Here is a 20009-nt window from a genome sequence, read left to right as displayed (position 1 = left end):
GGAGTCTGAGAGTGGGCCGGACCGGGCGGCGAGGCTTGCCAGTGTGAAACCTCAACCAAAGTTGAGGTCAAATGCAGGCCTGCTTGGACCTATTTTTCCTGCGCCTATTTTCCTGCTGCCATGAATCTGTCTTCTGCCGGTGTCACCGCGTCCGACCATGACGGGCCGGCCATCCTCTCCGTGGGCGAAGTCGCCCGGCGCAGCGGCATCACCGTCTCGGCCCTGCATTTCTACGAGCGCCAGGGACTGATCGAGAGCCTGCGCACGCCCGGCAACCAGCGCCGCTATGCGCGTGCCGTGCTGCGGCGCGTGGCGGTCATCAGGGTGGCCCAGCGCATGGGCGTGCCGCTGGCCGAGATTGCCGAGGCGCTGCAGGACCTGCCCAGCGGCCGCACGCCCACGCAGGCCGACTGGGCCGCGCTGTCCGCGCGCTGGCGCCACGCGCTGGATGCGCGCATCCAGGGCCTGACCCAGCTGCGCGACCAGATCGACGGCTGCATTGGCTGCGGCTGCCTGTCCCTCAAGGTCTGCCCGCTGCGCAATGACGGCGACTGCCTGGCCGAAGACGGGCCGGGGCCGCACTTTCGCTGAACAGGCATGCGCCCTTGGCGGAACTAGTGCTTGGGCATGGGCAGCGTGGGCGTGCGCGTGCACATCCAGCACAGCCAGCCGGCCAGCGCGCCCATGACGATGCAGTAGGCGACCAGGGCCTCGGTGATGCCGATATGGTCCGAGAGCCAGCCCAGGCCCAGGATGGGCACGATGGTGCCCAGGTAGCCGACCACCAGGTACGTGGACAGCAGGCCCGTGCGCGTGGCCGGCGTGGAGACCTTGTTGACGATGGACATGCCCGCCAGATTGCACAGGCCGTGGCCCGCCGCCGTGGTGATCACGCTGAGCGCGAACAGCAGGGCCGAGCCCGCGAAGCTGTTGACCAGCAGCAGGAGGTTGCAGGCCACCAGGCAGGCAAAACCCACAATGGCCGAGCCCTTGGTCGGGCGCGGGCGCGCCAGGTACTGGAAGCCCGCCGAGAGGAACAGGATCACGCCGATGGACAGGCCCGAGACAGCCGGCCCGTGCCAGGGCACCATGCGCTGCATGAAGCTGGGCGCCAGCGATGCGAACAGGCTGAACATGCCGAAGGCGCAGAACGCGCACATGCCGCCCAGTGCGTAGTGGCGCGCAAAGCGGCGCTCCGGCAGCGTGATGGTGGGCATGAAATCGCGCCAGTGCAGCGCGCGTGCCTGGGTGGAGGCCAGCTCGGCCGGCTCGGCGATGCGCACCTGGTACAGCGCATAGATGGCCAGCAGCCCCAGCCCCAGCGAGGGGATGTAGGCCGTGACCAGCGGCCAGGGCAGCCACTGCGCGATCAGCCCGCCCACCACGGGGCCCAGCCCGAAGCCGAAGGCAATGGTCAGGCTGGTCGTGGCCGCGGCTCGCTGCAGGTCGCCCCGGTTGTTGAGCCGGGTCATGCCCACCGAGGCCGAGGTGGTGATCAGCCCAGAAGCCACGCCGATCACCACGCGCCCCAGCGCAAAGCTGGGCACGTTCCAGGCCACGGCGGAGGCCAGCACGCCCAGCGTCATCAGGATCAGCCCGGCGCGCAGCACGGTGACAAAGCCGAATCGGTCGGTCAGCCGGCCCAGGAACAGCAGGCTGGCCAGCGCGCCGAACATATAGGCCACGAAGATCTGCGTGATGTGACTGGGCTGCAGCCCCCAGGCCTGCTGGTACAGCGGGTACAGCGGGCTGGCCAGGGCGGTGCCCATGACACCCACGCACATGGAAAAACACACCCACGCATAGGGTGGCCAACGGATTTGCATAGAAAAGGGAGCGAAAAGGGAGCGCGAAGAAAGCGAAGGGGAAAGCGGCGCCGCGCAGGCCTGGCGCCACCGGGGCGCCACGGCACTGTCCGGGAGCGCATGGAATCTGGAATGACCCGCAGGCCAATGGGTGAATTCTAAGAAACCCGCGTGTCCTGAGTGTTTCGCCGCCTCCGAGCCCCTGGCATGGACCCGGGCATACCGCTGGCATCGTGCACCGGGCGGGCGGGTGTACCCTGTGGCCGTCCCTGTGTTTTCCCTTGTCCAGAGAGTCCGGCATGCCAGTTCCATCCTCCGCCTTCATGACCTCCCAGCCATCCCGCAAGGCAGCGTGGACCGCGCTTGGCGCCTGCGCGCTGCTGCTGGCCGGCTGCGGCTCGGTGGGCGGCGGCGTGGGCATCGGAATTCCGGTCGGCCCCGTGTCGGTGGGCGTGGGGCTGGGCAGCGGCGGGCTGAGTGCCGGAGTCGGCACGGGCGTGGGCCCGGTCGGCGTTGGCGTCGGCGTCAACCAGAGCGGCCAGGTGCTGGGCAGCGCAGGCGTGGGCGCCTCCACGGGTGTGGGCGGCGCGCGGGTCGGCGTGGGCGTGGGTTCATCCACCGTGCTGCACGATCCGCAGCGCTCCAACGTTCAACCGGCCCAGGAGCCAGCGCCTACAGCCCCGCCTCAGACCCCGGCCGGCCAGGTGCAATGGCGTGATGCCAGCGGTCAGGTCGTGCCGACCTGCCGCGTCGATGGACGTTGCTGAGGTGCGAGAGAGGGGAATGGCGCGTAGCGCCTCAGGGGGTGTTTCCTGTCACCCAGCCCAGACGATGCGGTCGCGACCAGCGTTTTTTGCGAGATAAAGGCGCCGATCGGCATCGGCCAGCAGTTGCTGGGCACTGTTGGTGGGCGAAGGCGCAATGCAGGCCACGCCCAGGCTCACGGTCAGCGCCTGGCCCAGGGGCGATGCGGCATGCGGCAGGTCCAGCAGCCTGAGCGCATCGACGATGCCCTGCGCCACCAGCACCGCGCCATCCAGCGCCGTATGGGGCAGCAGGCAGACGAATTCCTCCCCCCCATAGCGCGCCAGCAGGTCGCCCGGCCGGTGCAGTGCGCCCTGAATGGCCTGGGAGATCTGGCTCAGGCATTCATCGCCGACCAGATGGCCGTAGTGGTCGTTGTAGGCCTTGAAGTGGTCCACGTCCATCATCACCAGCGACAGCGGCTCGCCCAGGCGCTGCAGGCGCATGAACTCGCGCTCCAGCTGGGCACTGAAGAAACGCCGGTTGGCCACGCCCGTCAGCCCGTCGCTGTGCGACAGCAGTTGCAGCATCTGGCGCTGCTGCGCAATCTCCAGATGCGTGCGCACGCGTGCCTTGAGCACGGCCGGGCGAAAGGGCTTGGTCACGAAATCCACGGCGCCCAGGTTCAGGCCCAGTTCCTCGCAATGGGGCTCTGTCAGCGCGGTGAGGAAGATGATGGGGATATGCGCGGTCTGCAGGTCGGCCTTGAGGCGGCGGCAGACCTCGAAGCCGTCCATCTCCGGCATGCGGATGTCCAGCAGGATGAGGTCGGGCTGGTGTTGGTGGGCCAGGGCCAGCGCCTCCTCGCCGGTGTAGGCCACAAGCGGGCCGCACAGATCCTTGATCACCTGGCAGATGATGGTGGCGTTGTCCGGAACGTCGTCCACCACCAGCACCTTTTGCGCGGCAGGCAAGGGCTGTAGCGGGTCGGGCAGCGATGGTGGGAAGGCGGAGTAGGGCATGGCCGATAGGATTTCGGGCCGAGAATACCCCGGAACCCGCAGCCCTGGATAGGGCGCCGCGGGCCTGGACAATTTGTAAAGATATCTGTCTTCGGGAGGCAGGCAGCCCGGTGGCCTCAGGCGTATAGAGGCTCTTCCTGCATGGCCTCGATCTGCTCGTTGAGCATGTCCACCTGCCCGCGCCAGTAGTCGGGCGTGCCGAACCAGGGGAAGTTGATGGCAAAGATCGGGTCGTCCTGGCGCCGCGCCAGCCAGGCGCTGTAGTGGATCAGGCGCAGCGTGCGCAGCGGCTCGATCAGGGCCAGCTCGCGGCGGTCGAAGGGCCGGAACTGTTCGTACCCATCCAGCAGGGCGCCCAGCTGGCGCGTGCGCTGGCCCCTGTCGCCCGACAGCAGCATCCACAGGTCCTGCACGGCCGGGCCGGTGCGCGCATCGTCCAGGTCCACGAAATGCGGGCCGCCGCGGCCTTCGTCGTCCAGCGGCGTCCACAGCACGTTGCCGGGATGGCAGTCGCCATGCAGGCGCAGCGTGCGCGCGCTGTGCAGGCCGAAGTGGCCGGCTGCGCTCAGGCCGTCGGCGGCGGGTGCCATCAGGTCCAGGGCGCGCTGGCAGGCGGCTTTCCAGGTGGATTCCACCTCCAGCGGAATCATTTGCCGGTCCAGCAGCCACTGCATGGAGTCGTGGCCAAAGCTGGCCAGGTCCAGCGCCGGCCGGTGTGCAAAGGGCCGGGCCGCGCCCACGGTGTGGATGCGTGCCAGGAAGCGCCCGGTCCACTCCAGCACCTCGAAGTCGTCCAGCTCGGGCGGACGGCCTCCGCGCCAGGGGCTGACCGAGAAATCAAAGCCCGCGTGGCTGTGCAGCGTGGCGCCTTCCAGCACCAGCGGGGGCACGGCGGGCACTTCGGCGGCCGTCAGCTCGGCGCTGAAGGCGTGCTCCTCCAGGATCTGATCGCGGCTCCAGCGGCCCGGGCGGTAGAACTTGAGCACGACGCGATCGCCGTCTTCCAGTACGGCCTGGTAGACGCGGTTTTCGTAGGAGGCCAGGGCCGTGAGCCGGCCGTCGCCCCACAGGCCGACCGAGGCCAGGGCGTCGAGCACCACGTCGGGCGTGAGGCGGGCATAGGCGTGCGAGTCGTCGTCGGGGACGACATTCAGATCAGGATCGTGCGGTGTGGCGGACATGGGCCGATTGTCGCCGGGCTGGCTTAAGCTGTGCGGCTGCCTAGCCTTCGCCGATTCGCCCGCCGTGCCGCTGCTGCCCCATTTCCTGCAATCCCATGCCATAGCGAGCGCCAGCGCCAGCTCCAGCTCCAGTGCGGCAGGCGCATCCGACGACTGGAGCGGCTGGCACCTGGGCCGGCGCCGCTATGCGGTCTGGGTGCTGGAGCTCCATGCGCTGGGCCCTGCCAAGGGCGAAGCCGTGCGCCGCGCCTGTGCGCAGGCGCGCCAGGCCTTGGCCGCTGCGCTGGTTCCGCGGTACGAGCGGCAGCTGCATGTGACCCTGGCCACGGCTGGTTTTCTGGATGGCGACGCTGCCCTGCCGGATGCCTACGGCGCGGCGGAACTATCGCGCGACTTGCACGCGCTGCAGGACCTGCCGGCCGCACCGCTGCAACTGGAATTCGGCGGCTGGGGCAGTTTCGAGATGGCGCCCTATCTGCAGGTGCGCGACCGCAGCCAGGGCGGGCCCACGCTGGGCATGCTGCATGGTGCACTCAGGCCGGCAAGGCCCGAACTGGCGCTGACCGAGGCGCTGCGCCCCTACGTGCCCCATGTGACGCTGGGCGCCTGGAACGCCGCCTGGCCACGCGCCCAGGTGCTGCAATGGATAAGAGGCCTGCCGGTGCTGGAGCACTGGCAGGCCGCCGTGGGCGAGATCGCGCTGGTCAGCTATGCGGCCGACGCCTTGCACGGCCCGTTGACCTGCCATGCACGCTACGACCTCCGGGGTCGCAGGCTGCAATGGCGGGAGCGGCCGGGCTGGGCCTGATCAGACCAGGGTGATCTGCACGTCGATGTTGCCGCGCGTGGCGTTGGAGTAGGGGCAGACCTGGTGGGCTGCGTCCACCAGGGCCTGGGCGGCGGCCTTGTCCATGCCGGGCAGGCTGACCTTCAGGCGGGCAGCGATGCCGTAGGCGTTGGGGATGGTGCCCAGGTCCACTTCTGCGTCGATGGACAGGTCCTGCGGCAGGCTGATCTTCTGCTTGCCGGCCACGGCCTTGATGGCGCCGATGAAGCAGGCCGAGTAGCCTGCGGCGAACAGTTGCTCGGGATTGGTGCCCGTGCCGCTGGTGCCTGGCGAGGAAAGGGTCACGTCCAGGCGTCCGTCATCGGTGCGCGAGGCGCCGTCGCGGCCGCCGGTGGTGTGGGCACGTGCGGTGTACAGGACTTTTTCGAGCTGGGCCATGGTGTCTTCCTTTTGCAAAGTTGTCCGGCTGTGCGGACGGGTGGAGGAAATCGGCAATCCGTTGTCAGTCGCTGCGGCGCGGCGCCAGCCGCTCGCGCAGTGCGCCGAGTTGCTGCGTCAGCGCCTGCAACTCGGGCAGCGTGCACTGCGTGCTTTGCAGCACGCAGGCGGGAATCTTTTCAGCCGCATCGCGCAGTGCCCGGCCTTGCGGGGTGAGCGTGATGCGCACGCGGCGCTCGTCCTGCGCATCGCGCACCCGCTCCAGCAGATTCGCGCCTTCGAGCCGCTTGAGCAGCGGCGTCAGCGTGCCCGAATCCAGGGTCAGTTGCTCGCCGATCTCCGACACGGTCAGGCCGTCGCGCTCCCACAGCACCAGCATCACCAAGTACTGCGGATAGGTCAGGCCGATGCCGTCGAGCAAGGGCTTGTAAAGCTTGGTCATGGCCAGCGACGCCGAGTACAGCGCAAAGCAGACCTGGTTGTCCAGGCGCAGAAGCTCGGGGGTGTCGGTGGGCAGGGCGATGCGTGGCATGGGTTGAATTATTGCTGTCAATTAAATTGCGTACAACTTAATTGAGGAAATCCCTCCAGATCGGAGGGGGAAGATCGGGAGAGCGAGAAAGGCCTATCGGCCCGTGAAGCGCGCGGGGCGTTTCTCGATGAAGGAGCGCACGCCTTCGGCGGCATCCTCGCTGCTGGCCAGGCGCTGCTGCACGGGAATGAAGTCGGCCACGGCGGCGGCCTGGCCCAGCTCGATGGCCTTGAGCACATTGAGCCGCGTGGCCACCACGGCCTGCGGGGCCTGGGCGGCAATCCGCTCGGCAATGCGCAGGGCCTCGGCCAGTTCCTGGCCCGCCGGCACCACCTTCTGCACGAAGTTCAGGCGATAGGCCTCGGCGCTGTCGAACTCATCGGCCGTGAGCAGGTGCAGCATGGCATTGCCCACGCCCGCACGCTCGGCCATGCGCAGCGTGGCGCCGCCCGTGGGCATGATGCAGCGCTGCACTTCCAGCTGGGAAAAACGGCAGTCATCGGCCGCGACCACGATGTCGGCGCCCAGCATCAGCTCGATGCCCACCGTGAAGCAAATGCCCTTGACCGCCACCACCATGGGCTTGGCGCGGCGCCGGTAGCCGACCAGGCCGTAGTCGTGCGGCTCCACCAGGCCTTGCGGGATGGCCTTCCTGCCCGAGCGCAGGTACTCCGCCATCACCGGCAGGTCCAGCCCCGCCGTGAAATGGCTGCCAAACGCATGCAGCACGCCCACGCGCAACTCGGGATCGTCGTCCAGGCGCGTATAGGCCTCGGCCAGCTGCTGGAACATGGGCGGCGTCCAGCCGTTGCGCTTGGCGGGGCGGTTGATCCCGATCAGCAGCACATGGCCGCGCACTTCGCAGCTGATGCAGCCTTCGGGCGGCGGGGTGGGGGTGTTGATGTCCATGGTTGTCTCCTGCGCATGGACCTTAGAGCAGGCCAGGGATGGGTGCAGTCGCGCAGAGGACGGTTGAAAACGAAATGAATATCTAAGCAATGCTTTCGTTTTCTGAGGTTTGGGAAGCTGCTCGATAGAAAATCGATAAGATCGTTTCGATTCATTGCCAGCGCCGTTGCCGATCGATAAGATCGAAACCATGCTTTCGATTTCATTGAAGCCATGAAGATCTCCATCGACTCTGTGGATGCACTGGGTGACGCGGTATGGGCCGTTCGCAAGGCGCGGCGCTTGCGCCAGGACGATGCAGCAGGCGCCGCAGGCGTGAGCCATGTCTTTGTGCGGGACGTGGAGCGCGGCAAGCCCACGGTCCAGTTCGGGCGCGTGCTGCAACTGCTGTCCGAACTGGGAATCGAGGTGCTCATCGACCTTCCCGAGGGAACCGAGCAGGCCTATCTGCAGCGCCGCCAGGCCAGGCTGCCACCTGAGTCCCACGGTTCCCACGAGTACCGAACGCGCCAGGGCGCACCGGACGGAGGGCCAGCCGCTGAAGTCAGGGAGGAGCCCGGTGCCCGTGACTCGGACGATGCGTTCTTCCGCACTGCCTTCGAAAAGAACAGGCCGTGACCGCACGCATCCTGGACGTATTCATCAACGGCCGGCTTGCCGGAAAGCTGGTCGAAAACAGGGATGTCTGGGGCTTTGCCTATGAGGAGGAGTGGATGGGCGACCCTCGCGCCTTCCCATTGGCGCCCGGCATTTCCTTGGCAAAGCGCAGGCACATCGACGGATCTACGCACCGCAGCGTCCAATGGTTCTTCGACAACCTGCTGCCCGAGGAAGCACTGCGCAGTGCGATCAGCAAAGAGCTGGAGGTGAATGAGCACGATGCCTTCGGCCTTTTGCAGGCCCTTGGCGCGGAATCGGCCGGATCCCTGGTCCTGCTGCCGCCTGGGGCGGGCGCAGCGGAGCGCGGCGCAAGGAAGCTGGAGTTCGGCGAACTGTCGCTGAGATTCAGGAACTTGCCGCGCACGTCCTTGCATGCCGGATCACCCAAGCGCATGTCCCTGGCGGGAGCGCAGCACAAAATGGTGGTGCTGTACGACGAGAAAACCGATCGCCTGCAGGAACCCTTCCAAGGGACGGCTTCTAGCCATATCCTCAAGCCGGACTCCACGGCCGAAGGCTATCCGCACTCAACCGTCAACGAGGCCTTCACCATGAAGCTTGCCGGGCGCCTGGGGCTTGATGTGCCGCCGGTACACCTGCTGTACACGCCCGAGCCGGCCTATGTCATCAACCGCTTTGACCGCGTGTTTGATGAAGCGTCCCAGGAGTGGCTGCGACTGCATGTGGTGGATGCCTGCCAACTGCTCGACCTGGCCCGGACTTTCAAATATCAAGGAGCCAGCATCCAGACACTGGCGTCGTTGATGGACCGCTGCCGCGAAAAGGCGCAAGCCCGGATGGGCATCTATCAGTGGCTGCTGTTCAACACCCTGGTGGGCAACAGCGACAGTCATCTGAAGAATCTGTCGTTCCTGGTGGACCGGGGCGGCGTCAGGCTGGCGCCGTTCTACGATCTCCTGAGCACCGCCGTCTATCACACGCGGGCTTACGCCGATGAACATGCGGTATGGCCACAGGAGCGGCTGACGGTTCCGCTTGCGGGTGCGGCCTTCTTTGCCGACGTGACCTACGGAAAGCTGCTGGCCGCAGGTACGGCCTTGGGCCTGACCCAGAGCACAAGCGGACGTGTGCTCGACAGGATGCTTGGCATGCTGGCTCCGCAGGCCGATGCGTTGATCGCAGAATTCGAGGCTGGCCAGTTCCACCAGCCTGCCCACTCTGCAATGGACCATTCCACAAGAAGTGCCCACCTGAGAATGCTCAGGTCGATACGTCACATCGTCATCGAGGACATGCTGGCGCTGGTGCGCAAAACCAAGTAGCGCACTGCCACCAAAACAAAAGGCGAAGGCCAGCCTGAGCTGCCTTCGCCTTCGCTTGGCCTTGGGGGCGGTGTATCAGTAGCTGTACACGCCGCGGCCCGTCTTGCGGCCCAGGCGGCCGGCGGCCACCATTTCCTTGAGCAGGGGGCAGGCGCGGTACTTGCTGTCGCCGAATTCCTTGAGGTAGACCTCCATCACGGCCAGGCACACGTCCAGGCCGATCATGTCGGCCAGGGCCAGCGGGCCGATGGGCTGGTTGCAGCCCAGCTTCATGCCGGCGTCGATGTCCTCGGCCGATGCCAGGCCTTCGGCCAGCACGAAGAAAGCCTCGTTGATCATGGGCACCAGGATGCGGTTGACCACGAAGCCGGGGGCGTTCTTCACGGTGATGGGGCTCTTGCCCAGGCGCTCGGACAGTTCCTTGACCGTGGCGTGCGTCTCGTCGCTGGTCTGCAGGCCGACGATGATCTCCACCAGCGCCATCATGGGCACGGGGTTGAAGAAGTGCATGCCGATGAACTTGTCGGCACGGCCCGTCACGGCGGCCAGCTGGGTGATGGAGATGGACGAGGTGTTGGTGGCGACGATGACGTCGGCATCCAGCAGCGCGTCCAGCTGCTTGAGGATCTTGACCTTGAGCTCGTAGTTCTCGGTGGCGGCCTCGATGACCAGTTGCGCGCCCTTGAGCGCCGCGTAGTCGGTCGATGTCTTGATGCGGGCCAGGGCGGCGGTCTTCTCTGCCTCGGTCAGCTTTTCCTTCTTGATCAGGCGGTCCAGGCTGCCCGAGACGGTGGCCACGCCCTTTTGGACGGCGGCCTCCGAGATGTCCACCATGACCACGTCGATGCCCGATACCGCGCAGGCCTGCGCGATGCCGTTGCCCATGGTGCCTGCGCCGATGATGCCTACGGTTTGAATTGCCATGACTGTCAGTCTCCTCAAACGAACAAAGTGAATGCGAACGTGAATGCGATCCGGCGATCGTAGCGGGATTCGGAGCATCCACCGGGTTTGCCCCGGCTTGCGGCGCCGCGCAGGCGACTGCAACAGTGGATGGCTACACCGCAGGGGAGGGGAGACATGCTGGACTACATCGTGATCGGAGGGGGATCGGCGGGCTCGGTGCTGGCCGGGCGGCTCAGCGAGGATGCCGAGACGCAGGTGGCGCTGCTGGAGGCCGGGCCCCCCGACTCCAGCGTGCTCATCCACTGTCCGGCGGGCATGGCCGCCATGGCCAAGGGCGGGCGCCACAGCTGGGGCCTGTCCACCGTGCCCCAGCCGGGCCTGGGCGGGCGGCGTGGCCACCAGCCGCGCGGCAAGGTGCTGGGCGGCTCCAGCGCGGTCAATGCCATGGTCTATGTGCGCGGCCAGCCGGCCGACTACGACCACTGGGCGGCCCAGGGCAACCCTGGCTGGAGCTGGAGCGAGGTGCTGCCCTATTTCCTGCGCGCCGAACACAACGAACGCGGCGCCGATGCCTGGCATGGCGCGGGCGGGCCGCTGAACGTGGCCGACCTGCGCGATCCCAACCCGCTGTCGCGGGCCTTCGTGCAGGCGGGCGTGCAGGCCGGCCATGCGCACAACGCGGATTTCAACGGCCAGGCGCAGGAGGGCGTGGGCCTGTACCAGGTCACCCAGCGCAACGGCGAGCGCCACCACGTCGCCAAGGCCTATCTGGCGCCGCACCGTGCCAGGCCCAATCTGCGTGTGGAAACGGCTGCCCAGGTGCTGCGCATTCTGTTCGAGGGCCGGCGCGCCGTGGGCGTGGAGTACCTGCAGGGCGGTACGGTGCAGCAACTGCACTGCCGGCGCGAGGTGCTGCTTTGCGGCGGCGCACTGCTGTCGCCGCAGCTGCTGATGCTGTCTGGCGTGGGGCCGGGCGATCACCTGCGTTCGCTGGGCATCGATGTGGTCCACCATCTGCCCGGCGTGGGCGCCCATCTGCATGACCACCCGGATGTGGTGCTGGTGGTCGATGGCGCGCAGCTGACCGACAGCTTCGGCCTTTCACTGGGCGGTGCGCGCAGATTGCTGGCCGCCGTGGGCCAATGGCGCAGCCAGCGGCGCGGTATGCTGACCACCAACTTTGCCGAGGCGGGCGGCTTCATCCGCAGCAGCCCTGGCGAGCCTGCGCCCGATCTGCAACTGCACTTCGTCGTCGCCAAGCTGGTGGACCACGGGCGCAAGACGGTCTGGGGCCATGGCTATTCGCTGCATGTCTGCGTGCTGCAGCCGGCCAGCCGTGGCAGCCTGCGCCTGGCCAGTGCCGACCCGCTGGCCCTGCCGCTGGTGGACCCGGCCTTTTTCTCCGATGCGCAGGACCTGCGGCGCATGGTGAACGGCGTGCGCCGCGCCCACGAGATCCTGGCCCAGCCGGCGCTGGCGGCCCTGGGCGGGCGCGAGATGCCGGCCTCGGCCGGCGCGCAGGACGATGCAGGCATCGAGGCCTTCATTCGCAGCCATGCCGACACCATCTACCACCCCGTGGGCAGCTGCCGCATGGGGCCGGGGCCCATGGACGTGGTCGATGCGCAGCTGCGTGTCTACGGCATCAAGGGCCTGCGCGTGGTCGATGCCTCGGTCATGCCGCGCATCGTCAGCGGCAACACCAATGCGCCCACGGTGATGATCGCGGAGAAGGCGGTGGACATGATCCGCCACGGCGCGCGCTAGGTGCCTGGCGTGCGCCTGTGCGCCATGGCCTGCTCAGGGATGGAGGCCGACGGCTGCGGCCCCTGCTCCTCGGACGCGGCAACCGGACTCAGCCGCACCTGCGTCCAGCAGTCGCGCCCGCGGCGCTTGGCGGCGTAGAGGGCTGCGTCTGCGGGGGCCAGCATCAGTTCCAGGCACAGGCCGTTCCAGGCCTGGGGTGCGTGGGCGCAGCCGGCGCTGAAGCGCACTTCGAAGCCCAGCACCTTGCGCGAGGCCTGCAGCAGCGCGGACTGCAGGCGGGTGCACAGGGTGTCCACGCCGTCGTCCGTGGTGTAGAGCAGCAGGCAGAACTCCTCGCCGCCCCAGCGCGCGGCGATTTCGTCGCTGCGCAGCTGCTGCTGCAGCAGGCGGGCGAACAGGCACAGCGTCTGGTCGCCCACGGCGTGGCCATGCTCGTCGTTGACATGCTTGAAGTGGTCCAGGTCCAGCATCACCAGGGCCAGGGCCTGGCGGTGGCGCTGGGCATGGGCCAGCATGGCGGGTGCGCGCTCCAGCAGGGCGCGGCGGTTGGGCAGCCCGGTGAGCATGTCCTGCAAGGCCAGGTCGCGCAGTTGCTGGCTGGTCTCGTCGCGCCAGGCCACGAGCACGGCCACCATGAGCAGCGTGCTGCTCAGCGTGGTCAGCAGGGCGAAGATCTGGTTGGCGCCGCTGTCTGCGGTGAAGCTGGGCAGGAAGGGCGTGGCCAGGGCCAGGTAGCTGCGCACGAACAGCATCAGCCCCATGAAGGCGGCCACGCCGCACATCAGATAGCGCCAGCTGCGCGCCACGGGCCGCTGTGGGTCCAGGCACAGGCCGGCCAGCGCCATCAGGCACAGGCCATGGACGGCGCTGAACCAGCCGGTGCGCAGGGCCGCCTGGGGCAGCAGCAGCGCAAAGCCCAGCGGCCCCAGCACGCACAGCGCGATCAGGCCGCGTTCCAGCAGCATCGGGCGCGGCCCCAGCCATTCGCGCAGGGCGCGCGCCATCTGCCACTGGGCGGTGGCGGCCAACGCCGCCGCGCCCAGCGACAGCAGGTCACGTCCCATCAGGCCGTGGGGCAGACGGCTGGCGATCAGGATGAGGGTCCAGGCCACGGCCTGCATCAGGAAGAAGTGCTGCGCATGGCGCGCCGCACCGCTGACGCGCCGCCCCATGGCCAGCGGCAGGGCGGCCGACATGGCCATCATGTTGATGGCCACGACGGCGGTCATGGAGAAAAAGTCCAGGGTGGGCAGCGTGGATGGCATGTGCGTCCCTGGATGGCGGTGCGAAGCGTGGCCCGAGGCAGGAGGTGGCCGGTGGCGGGGCGCTACTGGAACGCCACCTCCGCGAAGCTGCGCAGCTTGCGGCTGTGCAGGCGCTGGGTGCCGCCTTCGCGCAGGATGTCGATGGCGCGCATGCCGATGCGCAGATGCTGGTCCACGCGCTCGCGGTAGAAATGGTTGGCCATGCCGGGCAGCTTGATCTCGCCGTGCAGCGGCTTGTCGGACACGCACAGCAGCGTTCCATAGGGCACGCGGAAGCGGAAGCCGTTGGCCGCGATGGTGGCGCTTTCCATGTCCAGCGCCACGGCGCGGCTCTGGCTGAAACGCAGCTGGGGCAGGTTGTTGGGCAGCAGTTCCCAGTTGCGATTGTCGGTGCTGGCCACGGTGCCGGTGCGCATGATGCGCTTGAGGTCGGGCCCGTCCATCTGCGTGACGTCGGCCACGGCCTGCTGCAGTGCCAGCTGGATTTCGGCCAGCGCGGGAATGGGCACCCACAGCGGCAGCTCCTCGTCCAGCACATGGTCCTCGCGCACATAGGCGTGGGCCAGCACGTAGTCGCCCAGTTGCTGGCTGTTGCGCAGGCCCGCGCAGTGGCCCAGCATCATCCAGGCGTGCGGGCGCAGCACGGCAATGTGGTCGGTGATGGTCTTGGCATTGGCCGGGCCCACGCCGATGTTGACCATGGTGATGCCGCTGTGGTCGGCGCGCACCAGGTGGTAGGCCGGCATCTGCGGCAGGCGCGGCGGCGGCGTGCCCAGCTCGTCATTGGGCTGGGCCGGCAGGCCGGTGCGGCGCGTGACCACGTTGCCGGGCTCGATGAAGGCCACGTACTCGCTGTCCTCCCTGGCCATCTCGGCGTGGCCCAGGCGGATGAATTCGTCGATGTAGAACTGGTAGTTGGTGAACAGCACGAAGTTCTGGAACCACTCGGGCTGGGTGCCCGTGTAGTGGCGCAGGCGGTGCAGCGAGTAGTCCACGCGCGGGGCGGTGAACAGGGACAGCGGCAGGGCCTCGCCGGGATGCGGGCGCCAGGTGCCGTTGGCAATGCCGTCGTCCATGGCTTCGAGGTCGGGCAGGTCGAACACGTCGCGCATCAGCTGGCGCCGCTCGCGCGTGAGCGTTCCCTCGATGTGGTCGTTCTCGGCGAACGAGAAGTGGATGGGAATGGGCTTGTCGCTCAGCCCCACCTCCAGCGGCACACCGTGGCTCTTGATCAGCAGGCGGAACTGCTCGGCGTAGTAGCGCGAGAACAGGTCGGGCCGCGTGAGCGTGGCCTCGTGCGTGCCCGGGCCCTCGACGAAGCCGTAGGCCAGCTGCGTGTCGGCGCGCGCCACGGTGCTCGTGTGCATGCGAACGAAGGGGTAGTAGGCGTGGACGGGAGCGGCCGGGGTTTCGCCGGAGACGAAGCGCTGCATGTTCGAGCGAAGGTGCTCTATCTGCTCCCGGTAGATCTGCTGTACGTGCTCCAGGGCCCGCTGGGGGTCGGTGTGCAAGGTGGCTGCGGCCCTGGAGGCCTGCGAGGGGTTGTGAAGCAAAACCATGGGCTATTGTCGTTGGACTGGATGACTGTTGTGCAATTGCCAGGCGCGCGCCCTCTCGGCCGGCAGGGGGGGCGCCACAAGGTATCCCTGCATCATGCCGCAGCCCAGCTCGCGCAAAAGCGCCAATTGGGCAGGTGTTTCCACGCCTTCCGCCACGATGTCCAGGTGCAGGCTGTGGCCCATCTGCACGATGGCGGTGACGATGGCCGTGTCGTCCTCGCTATCGGGGACGTCGGCGATGAAGGAGCGGTCTATCTTGAGCTGGTTGATCGGGTGGCGGCGCAGGTAGGCCAGGGAGGAGTAGCCGGTGCCGAAGTCGTCGATGGCCAGGCCCACGCCCAGGGCCTGCAGCGCCTGCAAGGTGTCCTGCACCTGCCCGCTGGTGTGCATCAGCGTGGACTCGGTCAGCTCGATGTGCAGCCAGCGCGCCTCCAGCCCCGTTTCCTCCAGCACCTGTGCCACCTCGCGCGCCATGTCGCGCTGGCGGAATTCCAACGCCGAGAGGTTCACGGACAGCGGCACCGGCGCCAGTCCCTCGTCCTGCCACTGGCGCGCCTGGCGGCAGGCCTCGCGCAGCACCCAGTGGTCTATGGCCGAGATCAGGCCGCGCGCCTCGGCAAAGCCGATGAACTCGCCGGGCAGCACCAGGCCGCGCTGCGGGTGGCGCCAGCGCACCAGGGCCTCGAAGCCCGCCAGCCGGCCATCGGCCGTGAAGGTCTGGGGCTGGTAGTACAGCTCGAACTCGCCGCGCTCCAGCGCGCCGCGCAACTGCTGCTCCTGCATCAGCATCTGGGCCTGGGTGGCCTGGCCGTCCTGGGCGGGTGCATAGAACTGCAGGTTGCGGCGGCCGCTGTCCTTGGCCATGTGCATGGCGCTTTCGGCGCGGTTGAGCAGCTCTTCGGCGTTTTTCCCGTCGCCGGGGTACATGGCGATGCCCATGCACGGCGAGATCACCAGCGGCGTGCCATCGATGGCGCAAGGCGCCTCGATGATGCGCTGCAGGTGGCTGGCCTGTGTCTCGGTTTCCTGCGGATCGGGGTCGTCGGTGAGCACGACCACGAACTCGTCGCCGCCCACGCGCGCCACCAGGTCGTGGGCGCGCACGCTGCCGCGCAGGCGCTGGGCGACCTCGCACAGCAGCAGGTCGCCGGCCTGGTGGCCCAGCGAGTCGTTGATGGTCTTGAAATGGTCCAGGTCGATGAGGAGCACGGCCAGCGTGCGCTGCTTGACCGAAGCCAGCGACAGCGCCTGGCGCAGCATCTGGATCAGGCGCACGCGGTTGGGCAGCTGGGTGAGCTGGTCGTGCTGGGCCAGGAAGTCCATGCGCTCCTGCGCCAGCTGGCGCAGCGTGATGTCGCGCACCAGCACGATGCGGTAGGGCCCGCCCTCTGCCGGCATGGTCTTGGCCTCTATCTCCACGGGGATGCGGTGGCCGTCCTTGTGCTGGATGGCGCCGTCGAAGCGGTCCTCGCGGCCGCTGCGCATGTACTGCAGTGCGTAGAGGCGGAACTCGGGGCAGATGTAGTCGAGGATGGGGCGGCCGGTCAGCTCGTCCAGCGTGTAGCCGGCCAGGCGGGACAGGGCCTCGTTGCCGTCGATGATCAGGCCGTCGCGGTGCATGACGATGGCCTCGGTCGTGACCTCGGTGAACTTGCGCATGCGCTCTTCGCTGTCGCGCACCTTCTGCGCCACATGGTGGTGGTGGCTCACGTCGGTGATCTGCACCACGGCGCCCTGCAGCTGCCCGTGCTCGAAGTGCGGCATCAGCAGCGATTCGATATGGCGAGGCGGTCCATCCGGCTGGGGCACCTCGCGCTCGTAGCGCACATGTTCGCCGCGCAGGCCTCGCTCCACATGCTCGGCGATGAGCTGCCACACGGCTTCGCCCACGATTTCGCGCACGGTCTTGCCGACCGCCTCGGCGGGCGTCAATCCGAAATTGCGTGCGTAGTTGATGTTGGCGAAGCGGCAGCGCAGCGTGCGCGCATCGAAGTAGGCCAGCATGGCCGGAGCCGTATCTGCTATCAGCCGCAACAGCGCATCGTCGGGCCCCGTGTCTTGCGCATCGATGTTCTCTGGCATGCGTCCCCCTCGCTGGGGATTTATAGCGGAATCGCCGAGATTTTGATAGCGCTCTTGTGCGAGGGTGAGCGGCCGCTGACGCGTGGGAGCGCGTGCGGCTGTCGGGCATCGGGGGCCGCCATGGCGGCCTGTCTTTTTTTTGCAGCGCCGCATCACGTGCGGCGCGGCTTCTTTACTTGAGCAGGTCCTGCACCTGGCCCAGTGCAGTCTGGGCGCACTTGTCGTCCAGGTGGCCGCCGGGCGCGCCGCCGATGCCCACGGCGCCGATCACCTCGTTGCCCACCTTCACCGGCAGGCCGCCGCCCAGCAGCAGGTAGCCGGGAATGTTCACCAGGTTGGCGGCGCCGGGGTTCTTCTGCGCGCCTTCCATGATGGCCAGCGTGCTGTTCTTGGCCGATGCGGCCGTATAGGCCTTCAGGCGGCTGGCCTCCAGCGTGTGGGGGCCGGCATTGTCGGCACGCTGCACGGCGCGCACGGTGCCGGCACGGTCCACCACGGTGGCGGTGACGGCATAGCCGTCGGCGGCGCAGGCGGCCACGCTGCGTGCGGCGATCTGGTTGGCCAGCTCCAGCGACATGTTCTTTTCCGTGCGCACGGCCTCGGCCTGGGCGGCGGTGGTGATCAGGCCCAGGGTCAGGGCAGCGAGGGTGGCGAGCTTGGTGGCGTGGCGTTGCATGGTCTTCTCCTTGGGGGTCAGGACGGCCCGGGCCACAAGCCCGGACGGCATGCATGCACTGTAGAAAATGCCGCCGCCGCGCACCATTCGGACGGCTACGCGCGGCGCTGCGTAGAAATACGGAGAAGCCAGGCGCGCTGCTGGGCGAGGAGGTGGCGCTTCAGGCGCCTGCCGCCGTGTCTGCCAGGCTGGCGTAGCGGCGTATGAGCTGGGCCAGGCTGGGCGCCTCCAGCTTGGCGAAGAGGTTGGCCCGGTGCGTTTCCACCGTGCGCGGCGACAGCTCCAGGCTGCGGCCTATCTCCTTGTTGGTCAGGCCCTGCACGATCAGCGCCAGCACCTCGCGCTCGCGTGCCGAGAGCTGGGCGAAGCGCTGCTGCGCATCGCGGTCGGCCTGCTGGCGTTCGCGCGACTGCACATGCTGGCGCACGGCGCCTTGCAGCGCGTCGATCAGCACTTCGTCGTCCACGGGCTTTTCCAGGAACTCGGCTGCGCCGGCCTTGAAGGCGCGCCGGCACATGTCCACCGTGCCATGGCCGGTGAGCATGATCACGGGCTGGTCCACGCCCTGCTCCACCAGCCGGCCCAGCAGGGCCAGTCCGCCGATGCCGGGCATGCGCACGTCCATCACGATGGCGCCTATGCCCTGGCGGTCCAGCCCTTCGAGAAAGGCCAGCGGATCGGCCCAGCACTGCACGCGCAGGCCCACGGTGCCGATCAGCAGTGCCAGGCTGTCGCGCACGGCCTCGTCGTCATCGACCAGATGGATCAGCGGGGACAGGTCTTGGGCAGGCGCGGCAGTCATGGGTTCGGTGGTGGTGGTGTGGATGCGGTGGGGGCGGCGCGTGCCGTGGATGTATTGGCGCATGCACTGGCGCACGCCGCAGGCAGCAGCAGCTCGAAGCGGGCTCCGCTGCCCGGTCCCGAGGCGGCCAGCTCCAGGCTGCCGCCCATGGATTCGGCCAGGCTCTGGCTCAACGTCAGGCCCAAGCCCAGCCCCTGGGCGCGGCCCGTGGCAAACGGGGTGAACAGGCGCTGGCGCATCTCGGGCGCCACGCCGGGTCCGCTGTCCTGCACCGCCACCAGCAGGCGGGTGTCGCGTCGTTCCAGCTCCACCCGCAGATGGCGGGCTGCGGGCGGCTGCTCGTCCATGGCCTGCAATGCATTGACCAGCAGGTTGTGCAGTATCTGCTGCACGGCCACGGGGTCGGCCTGGGCGGCGGGCAGATCGGCGGCCTGCACTTTCATCTGCACCTTGACCTGGACCTGGCGGCGCCGCAGCTCGGGCTCCAGCAGATAAAGCGCTTCGGCAACGGCCTGGTTCAGATCCAGCGGCTCGGCCTGGGGCGCAAGTCCCGGTTGCTCCACCAGGCGGCGCAGCCGGCCTACCACGGCGGACGCACGCTTGGCCTGCTCGGCCGCCTGCGTCATGGCCTGGCGGGCGGCGTCCATCTCGGGCGGGTCCTCGGCCAGCAGGCGGCGCGCGGCCTGGCTGCTGGACAGCACGGCCGTCAGCGGCTGGTTCAGCTCATGCGCCATGCCGGCGGCCAGTTCGCCCAGCGTATTGAGCCGTGCCACCTGGCCCAGCTGCAGCAATTGCTCGGCGCGGCGGCGGGCCACGCGCTGGCGCAGCAGGGCGCGCAGCGCGGCCACGGCCAGCGCGCAGCCCAGGGCCCAGCCCAGCATGGCCGTCCAGGGCAGCACCGAGGCGTCCAGCGGCTGGCGCAGGTACAGCACCAGCGGCTGGCTGGGTGAGGCCAGGGTCTTGCTCACCTCCCAGGACCATGTGTTCCAGCCTGGCGAGCCGGTGCTGCCTGGCTGGATCAGGAATTCCTGCCCGCCCAGCGCCAGCCAGGCGCGCACCGGGCTGGTGGCCGGTGGCATGGGCCATTCGTCGGCGGGGATGGTGGAGCGCAGGTCCAGCAGCAATGCATAGCTGGCCGGCAGCCCGGCCTGCACCAGGTACAGGCGGCCCCGGGCCAGATCGGCCAGGGCCAGTTCGGCATGGCCGCTGGCCTGGGAGCGGCGCTCGGCCTCGGCCATGCCGTGCGGCCAGGGCGCGGGCCAGGACTCGCCTGCGGCGGCCGAGCGGCGCGCCACATCCAGCACCTGCGGATACAGGCGCGGCAACTGCTTCCATGAGGCCTGGTCTGGCGCGGGCTGGCGCGGCTGCAGCAGCGCCAGCGTGCCCAGGATGGCATCGTGCTGCACCATGCGCTGGCTCAGCAGCCGGTGGGCAATGCGGGCATCGGTATCGAAGACCTCGCGCAGCGACTGCAGGCGAGCGTGCGCCAGCCAGGCCGCGCCGCAGCCTGCGGCCACGGCCCAGGCCAGCACCCACCCCGCTGATCGCTGCCATCCATTCATGGCGCGGATTCTGGCATGCGGCCCGCGCA

The 20009-nt window shown here is 68.3% G+C and carries 19 protein-coding genes; 6 read left to right on the top strand and 13 right to left on the bottom strand.

The annotated features are described in order from the left end of the window. Positions 1-120: 120 nt before the first annotated feature. Positions 121-591: a redox-sensitive transcriptional activator SoxR gene (gene soxR, locus A4F85_RS18110; RefSeq protein ID WP_013804325.1), complete on the top strand. Its 471-nt coding sequence runs from the start codon at positions 121-123 to the stop codon at positions 589-591. Between the two features lie 23 nt (positions 592-614). Here the strand turns inward: soxR and A4F85_RS18105 are convergent, their stop codons facing one another. After that, on the bottom strand, positions 615-1826 hold the full coding sequence (locus tag A4F85_RS18105; RefSeq protein WP_331710730.1) for an MFS transporter: 1212 nt from the start codon (positions 1824-1826) through the stop codon (positions 615-617). Positions 1827-2104: 278 nt separating this feature from the next. Between A4F85_RS18105 and A4F85_RS18100 the strand changes: the two genes are divergently transcribed. Beyond that, a complete protein-coding gene (locus A4F85_RS18100) occupies positions 2105-2572 on the top strand; it encodes a hypothetical protein (RefSeq protein ID WP_063327357.1) in 468 nt (155 codons plus the stop codon). Between the two features lie 48 nt (positions 2573-2620). On the opposite strand, the gene A4F85_RS18095 is transcribed toward A4F85_RS18100, so the two are convergent. Together A4F85_RS18095 and A4F85_RS18090 are read right to left on the bottom strand one after the other, a co-directional pair. Further along, positions 2621-3571: a diguanylate cyclase gene (locus A4F85_RS18095; protein WP_063327356.1), complete on the bottom strand. Its 951-nt coding sequence runs from the start codon at positions 3569-3571 to the stop codon at positions 2621-2623. Between the two features lie 116 nt (positions 3572-3687). Further along, positions 3688-4752, bottom strand: a complete 1065-nt coding sequence (locus A4F85_RS18090; RefSeq protein ID WP_063327355.1) for a serine/threonine protein kinase — start codon at positions 4750-4752, stop codon at positions 3688-3690. On the opposite strand from A4F85_RS18090, the gene A4F85_RS18085 reads away from it, so the two are divergent. Then, entirely contained in the window at positions 4751-5560 is an 810-nt protein-coding gene (locus tag A4F85_RS18085) for a 2'-5' RNA ligase family protein (protein ID WP_063327354.1), read from the top strand. The two genes, A4F85_RS18090 and A4F85_RS18085, sit on opposite strands and share 2 nt — an antisense overlap. Here A4F85_RS18085 and A4F85_RS18080 read toward each other — a convergent pair whose 3' ends face one another. From A4F85_RS18080 to A4F85_RS18070, 3 genes are all read right to left on the bottom strand, one after another. Continuing rightward, positions 5561-5977, bottom strand: coding sequence for an organic hydroperoxide resistance protein (locus A4F85_RS18080; protein WP_012203126.1), 417 nt, complete (start codon positions 5975-5977; stop codon positions 5561-5563). Positions 5978-6041: 64 nt separating this feature from the next. Further along, the gene (locus A4F85_RS18075; RefSeq protein WP_063327353.1) at positions 6042-6509 is read right to left on the bottom strand and encodes a MarR family winged helix-turn-helix transcriptional regulator; all 468 of its coding nucleotides are present in this window, start codon (positions 6507-6509) and stop codon (positions 6042-6044) included. A 93-nt stretch (positions 6510-6602) separates the two neighbouring features. Further along, entirely contained in the window at positions 6603-7418 is an 816-nt protein-coding gene (locus A4F85_RS18070) for a crotonase/enoyl-CoA hydratase family protein (protein ID WP_012203128.1), read from the bottom strand. 213 nt (positions 7419-7631) lie between these two features. On the opposite strand from A4F85_RS18070, the gene A4F85_RS18065 reads away from it, so the two are divergent. Both A4F85_RS18065 and A4F85_RS18060 read left to right on the top strand, forming a co-directional pair. Continuing rightward, the gene (locus A4F85_RS18065; protein WP_016446553.1) at positions 7632-8036 is read left to right on the top strand and encodes a helix-turn-helix domain-containing protein; all 405 of its coding nucleotides are present in this window, start codon (positions 7632-7634) and stop codon (positions 8034-8036) included. Continuing rightward, the gene (locus A4F85_RS18060) at positions 8033-9361 is read left to right on the top strand and encodes a HipA domain-containing protein (protein ID WP_063327352.1); all 1329 of its coding nucleotides are present in this window, start codon (positions 8033-8035) and stop codon (positions 9359-9361) included. The genes A4F85_RS18065 and A4F85_RS18060 overlap by 4 nt, the downstream gene beginning before the upstream one ends. Before the next feature lie 75 nt (positions 9362-9436). Here the strand turns inward: A4F85_RS18060 and A4F85_RS18055 are convergent, their stop codons facing one another. Next, complete coding sequence (locus tag A4F85_RS18055; RefSeq protein WP_012203129.1) at positions 9437-10285, bottom strand: 3-hydroxybutyryl-CoA dehydrogenase; 849 nt, start codon at positions 10283-10285, stop codon at positions 9437-9439. A gap of 156 nt (positions 10286-10441) precedes the next feature. On the opposite strand from A4F85_RS18055, the gene A4F85_RS18050 reads away from it, so the two are divergent. Beyond that, on the top strand, positions 10442-12034 hold the full coding sequence (locus A4F85_RS18050; RefSeq protein ID WP_063327351.1) for a GMC family oxidoreductase: 1593 nt from the start codon (positions 10442-10444) through the stop codon (positions 12032-12034). Here A4F85_RS18050 and A4F85_RS18045 read toward each other — a convergent pair. The 6 genes from A4F85_RS18045 to A4F85_RS18020 all read right to left on the bottom strand — a co-directional run bounded on the left by A4F85_RS18045 (position 12031) and on the right by A4F85_RS18020 (position 19980). Next, complete coding sequence (locus A4F85_RS18045; protein WP_063327350.1) at positions 12031-13299, bottom strand: GGDEF domain-containing protein; 1269 nt, start codon at positions 13297-13299, stop codon at positions 12031-12033. The two genes, A4F85_RS18050 and A4F85_RS18045, sit on opposite strands and share 4 nt — an antisense overlap. Before the next feature lie 62 nt (positions 13300-13361). Further along, positions 13362-14858 (bottom strand): AMP nucleosidase, encoded by a 1497-nt coding sequence (locus A4F85_RS18040; RefSeq protein ID WP_012203132.1) that lies wholly within the window; start codon positions 14856-14858, stop codon positions 13362-13364. Positions 14859-14861: 3 nt separating this feature from the next. Continuing rightward, positions 14862-16940 (bottom strand): putative bifunctional diguanylate cyclase/phosphodiesterase, encoded by a 2079-nt coding sequence (locus A4F85_RS18035; protein WP_034390137.1) that lies wholly within the window; start codon positions 16938-16940, stop codon positions 14862-14864. 172 nt (positions 16941-17112) lie between these two features. Further along, entirely contained in the window at positions 17113-17616 is a 504-nt protein-coding gene (locus A4F85_RS18030) for a GlcG/HbpS family heme-binding protein (RefSeq protein ID WP_013804315.1), read from the bottom strand. 160 nt (positions 17617-17776) lie between these two features. Further along, on the bottom strand, positions 17777-18418 hold the full coding sequence (locus tag A4F85_RS18025; RefSeq protein WP_013804314.1) for a response regulator transcription factor: 642 nt from the start codon (positions 18416-18418) through the stop codon (positions 17777-17779). Continuing rightward, entirely contained in the window at positions 18415-19980 is a 1566-nt protein-coding gene (locus A4F85_RS18020; RefSeq protein WP_063327349.1) for a sensor histidine kinase, read from the bottom strand. Before A4F85_RS18020 ends, A4F85_RS18025 begins: the two co-directional genes overlap by 4 nt. Positions 19981-20009 lie beyond the last annotated feature (29 nt).

This window comes from Delftia sp. GW456-R20 (assembly GCF_001622915.1).
GTDB classification, from domain to species: Bacteria; Pseudomonadota; Gammaproteobacteria; order Burkholderiales; family Burkholderiaceae_C; genus Comamonas; species Comamonas acidovorans.
This window is presented reverse-complemented; position numbering and strand designations above follow the sequence as displayed.

What these genes read in the sequence shown, in the direction of transcription:
- soxR (WP_013804325.1), top strand. Translation starts at nt 121, where the DNA reads ATGAATCTGTCTTCTGCCGGTGTCACCGCGTCCGACCATGACGGGCCG.
- A4F85_RS18105 (WP_331710730.1), bottom strand. Translation starts at nt 1,826, where the DNA reads ATGCAAATCCGTTGGCCACCCTATGCGTGGGTGTGTTTTTCCATGTGC.
- A4F85_RS18100 (WP_063327357.1), top strand. Translation starts at nt 2,105, where the DNA reads ATGCCAGTTCCATCCTCCGCCTTCATGACCTCCCAGCCATCCCGCAAG.
- A4F85_RS18095 (WP_063327356.1), bottom strand. Translation starts at nt 3,571, where the DNA reads ATGCCCTACTCCGCCTTCCCACCATCGCTGCCCGACCCGCTACAGCCC.
- A4F85_RS18085 (WP_063327354.1), top strand. Translation starts at nt 4,751, where the DNA reads ATGGGCCGATTGTCGCCGGGCTGGCTTAAGCTGTGCGGCTGCCTAGCC.
- A4F85_RS18090 (WP_063327355.1), bottom strand. Translation starts at nt 4,752, where the DNA reads ATGTCCGCCACACCGCACGATCCTGATCTGAATGTCGTCCCCGACGAC.
- A4F85_RS18080 (WP_012203126.1), bottom strand. Translation starts at nt 5,977, where the DNA reads ATGGCCCAGCTCGAAAAAGTCCTGTACACCGCACGTGCCCACACCACC.
- A4F85_RS18075 (WP_063327353.1), bottom strand. Translation starts at nt 6,509, where the DNA reads ATGCCACGCATCGCCCTGCCCACCGACACCCCCGAGCTTCTGCGCCTG.
- A4F85_RS18070 (WP_012203128.1), bottom strand. Translation starts at nt 7,418, where the DNA reads ATGGACATCAACACCCCCACCCCGCCGCCCGAAGGCTGCATCAGCTGC.
- A4F85_RS18065 (WP_016446553.1), top strand. Translation starts at nt 7,632, where the DNA reads ATGAAGATCTCCATCGACTCTGTGGATGCACTGGGTGACGCGGTATGG.
- A4F85_RS18055 (WP_012203129.1), bottom strand. Translation starts at nt 10,285, where the DNA reads ATGGCAATTCAAACCGTAGGCATCATCGGCGCAGGCACCATGGGCAAC.
- A4F85_RS18050 (WP_063327351.1), top strand. Translation starts at nt 10,442, where the DNA reads ATGCTGGACTACATCGTGATCGGAGGGGGATCGGCGGGCTCGGTGCTG.
- A4F85_RS18045 (WP_063327350.1), bottom strand. Translation starts at nt 13,299, where the DNA reads ATGCCATCCACGCTGCCCACCCTGGACTTTTTCTCCATGACCGCCGTC.
- A4F85_RS18040 (WP_012203132.1), bottom strand. Translation starts at nt 14,858, where the DNA reads ATGGTTTTGCTTCACAACCCCTCGCAGGCCTCCAGGGCCGCAGCCACC.
- A4F85_RS18035 (WP_034390137.1), bottom strand. Translation starts at nt 16,940, where the DNA reads ATGCCAGAGAACATCGATGCGCAAGACACGGGGCCCGACGATGCGCTG.
- A4F85_RS18030 (WP_013804315.1), bottom strand. Translation starts at nt 17,616, where the DNA reads ATGCAACGCCACGCCACCAAGCTCGCCACCCTCGCTGCCCTGACCCTG.
- A4F85_RS18025 (WP_013804314.1), bottom strand. Translation starts at nt 18,418, where the DNA reads ATGACTGCCGCGCCTGCCCAAGACCTGTCCCCGCTGATCCATCTGGTC.
- A4F85_RS18020 (WP_063327349.1), bottom strand. Translation starts at nt 19,980, where the DNA reads ATGAATGGATGGCAGCGATCAGCGGGGTGGGTGCTGGCCTGGGCCGTG.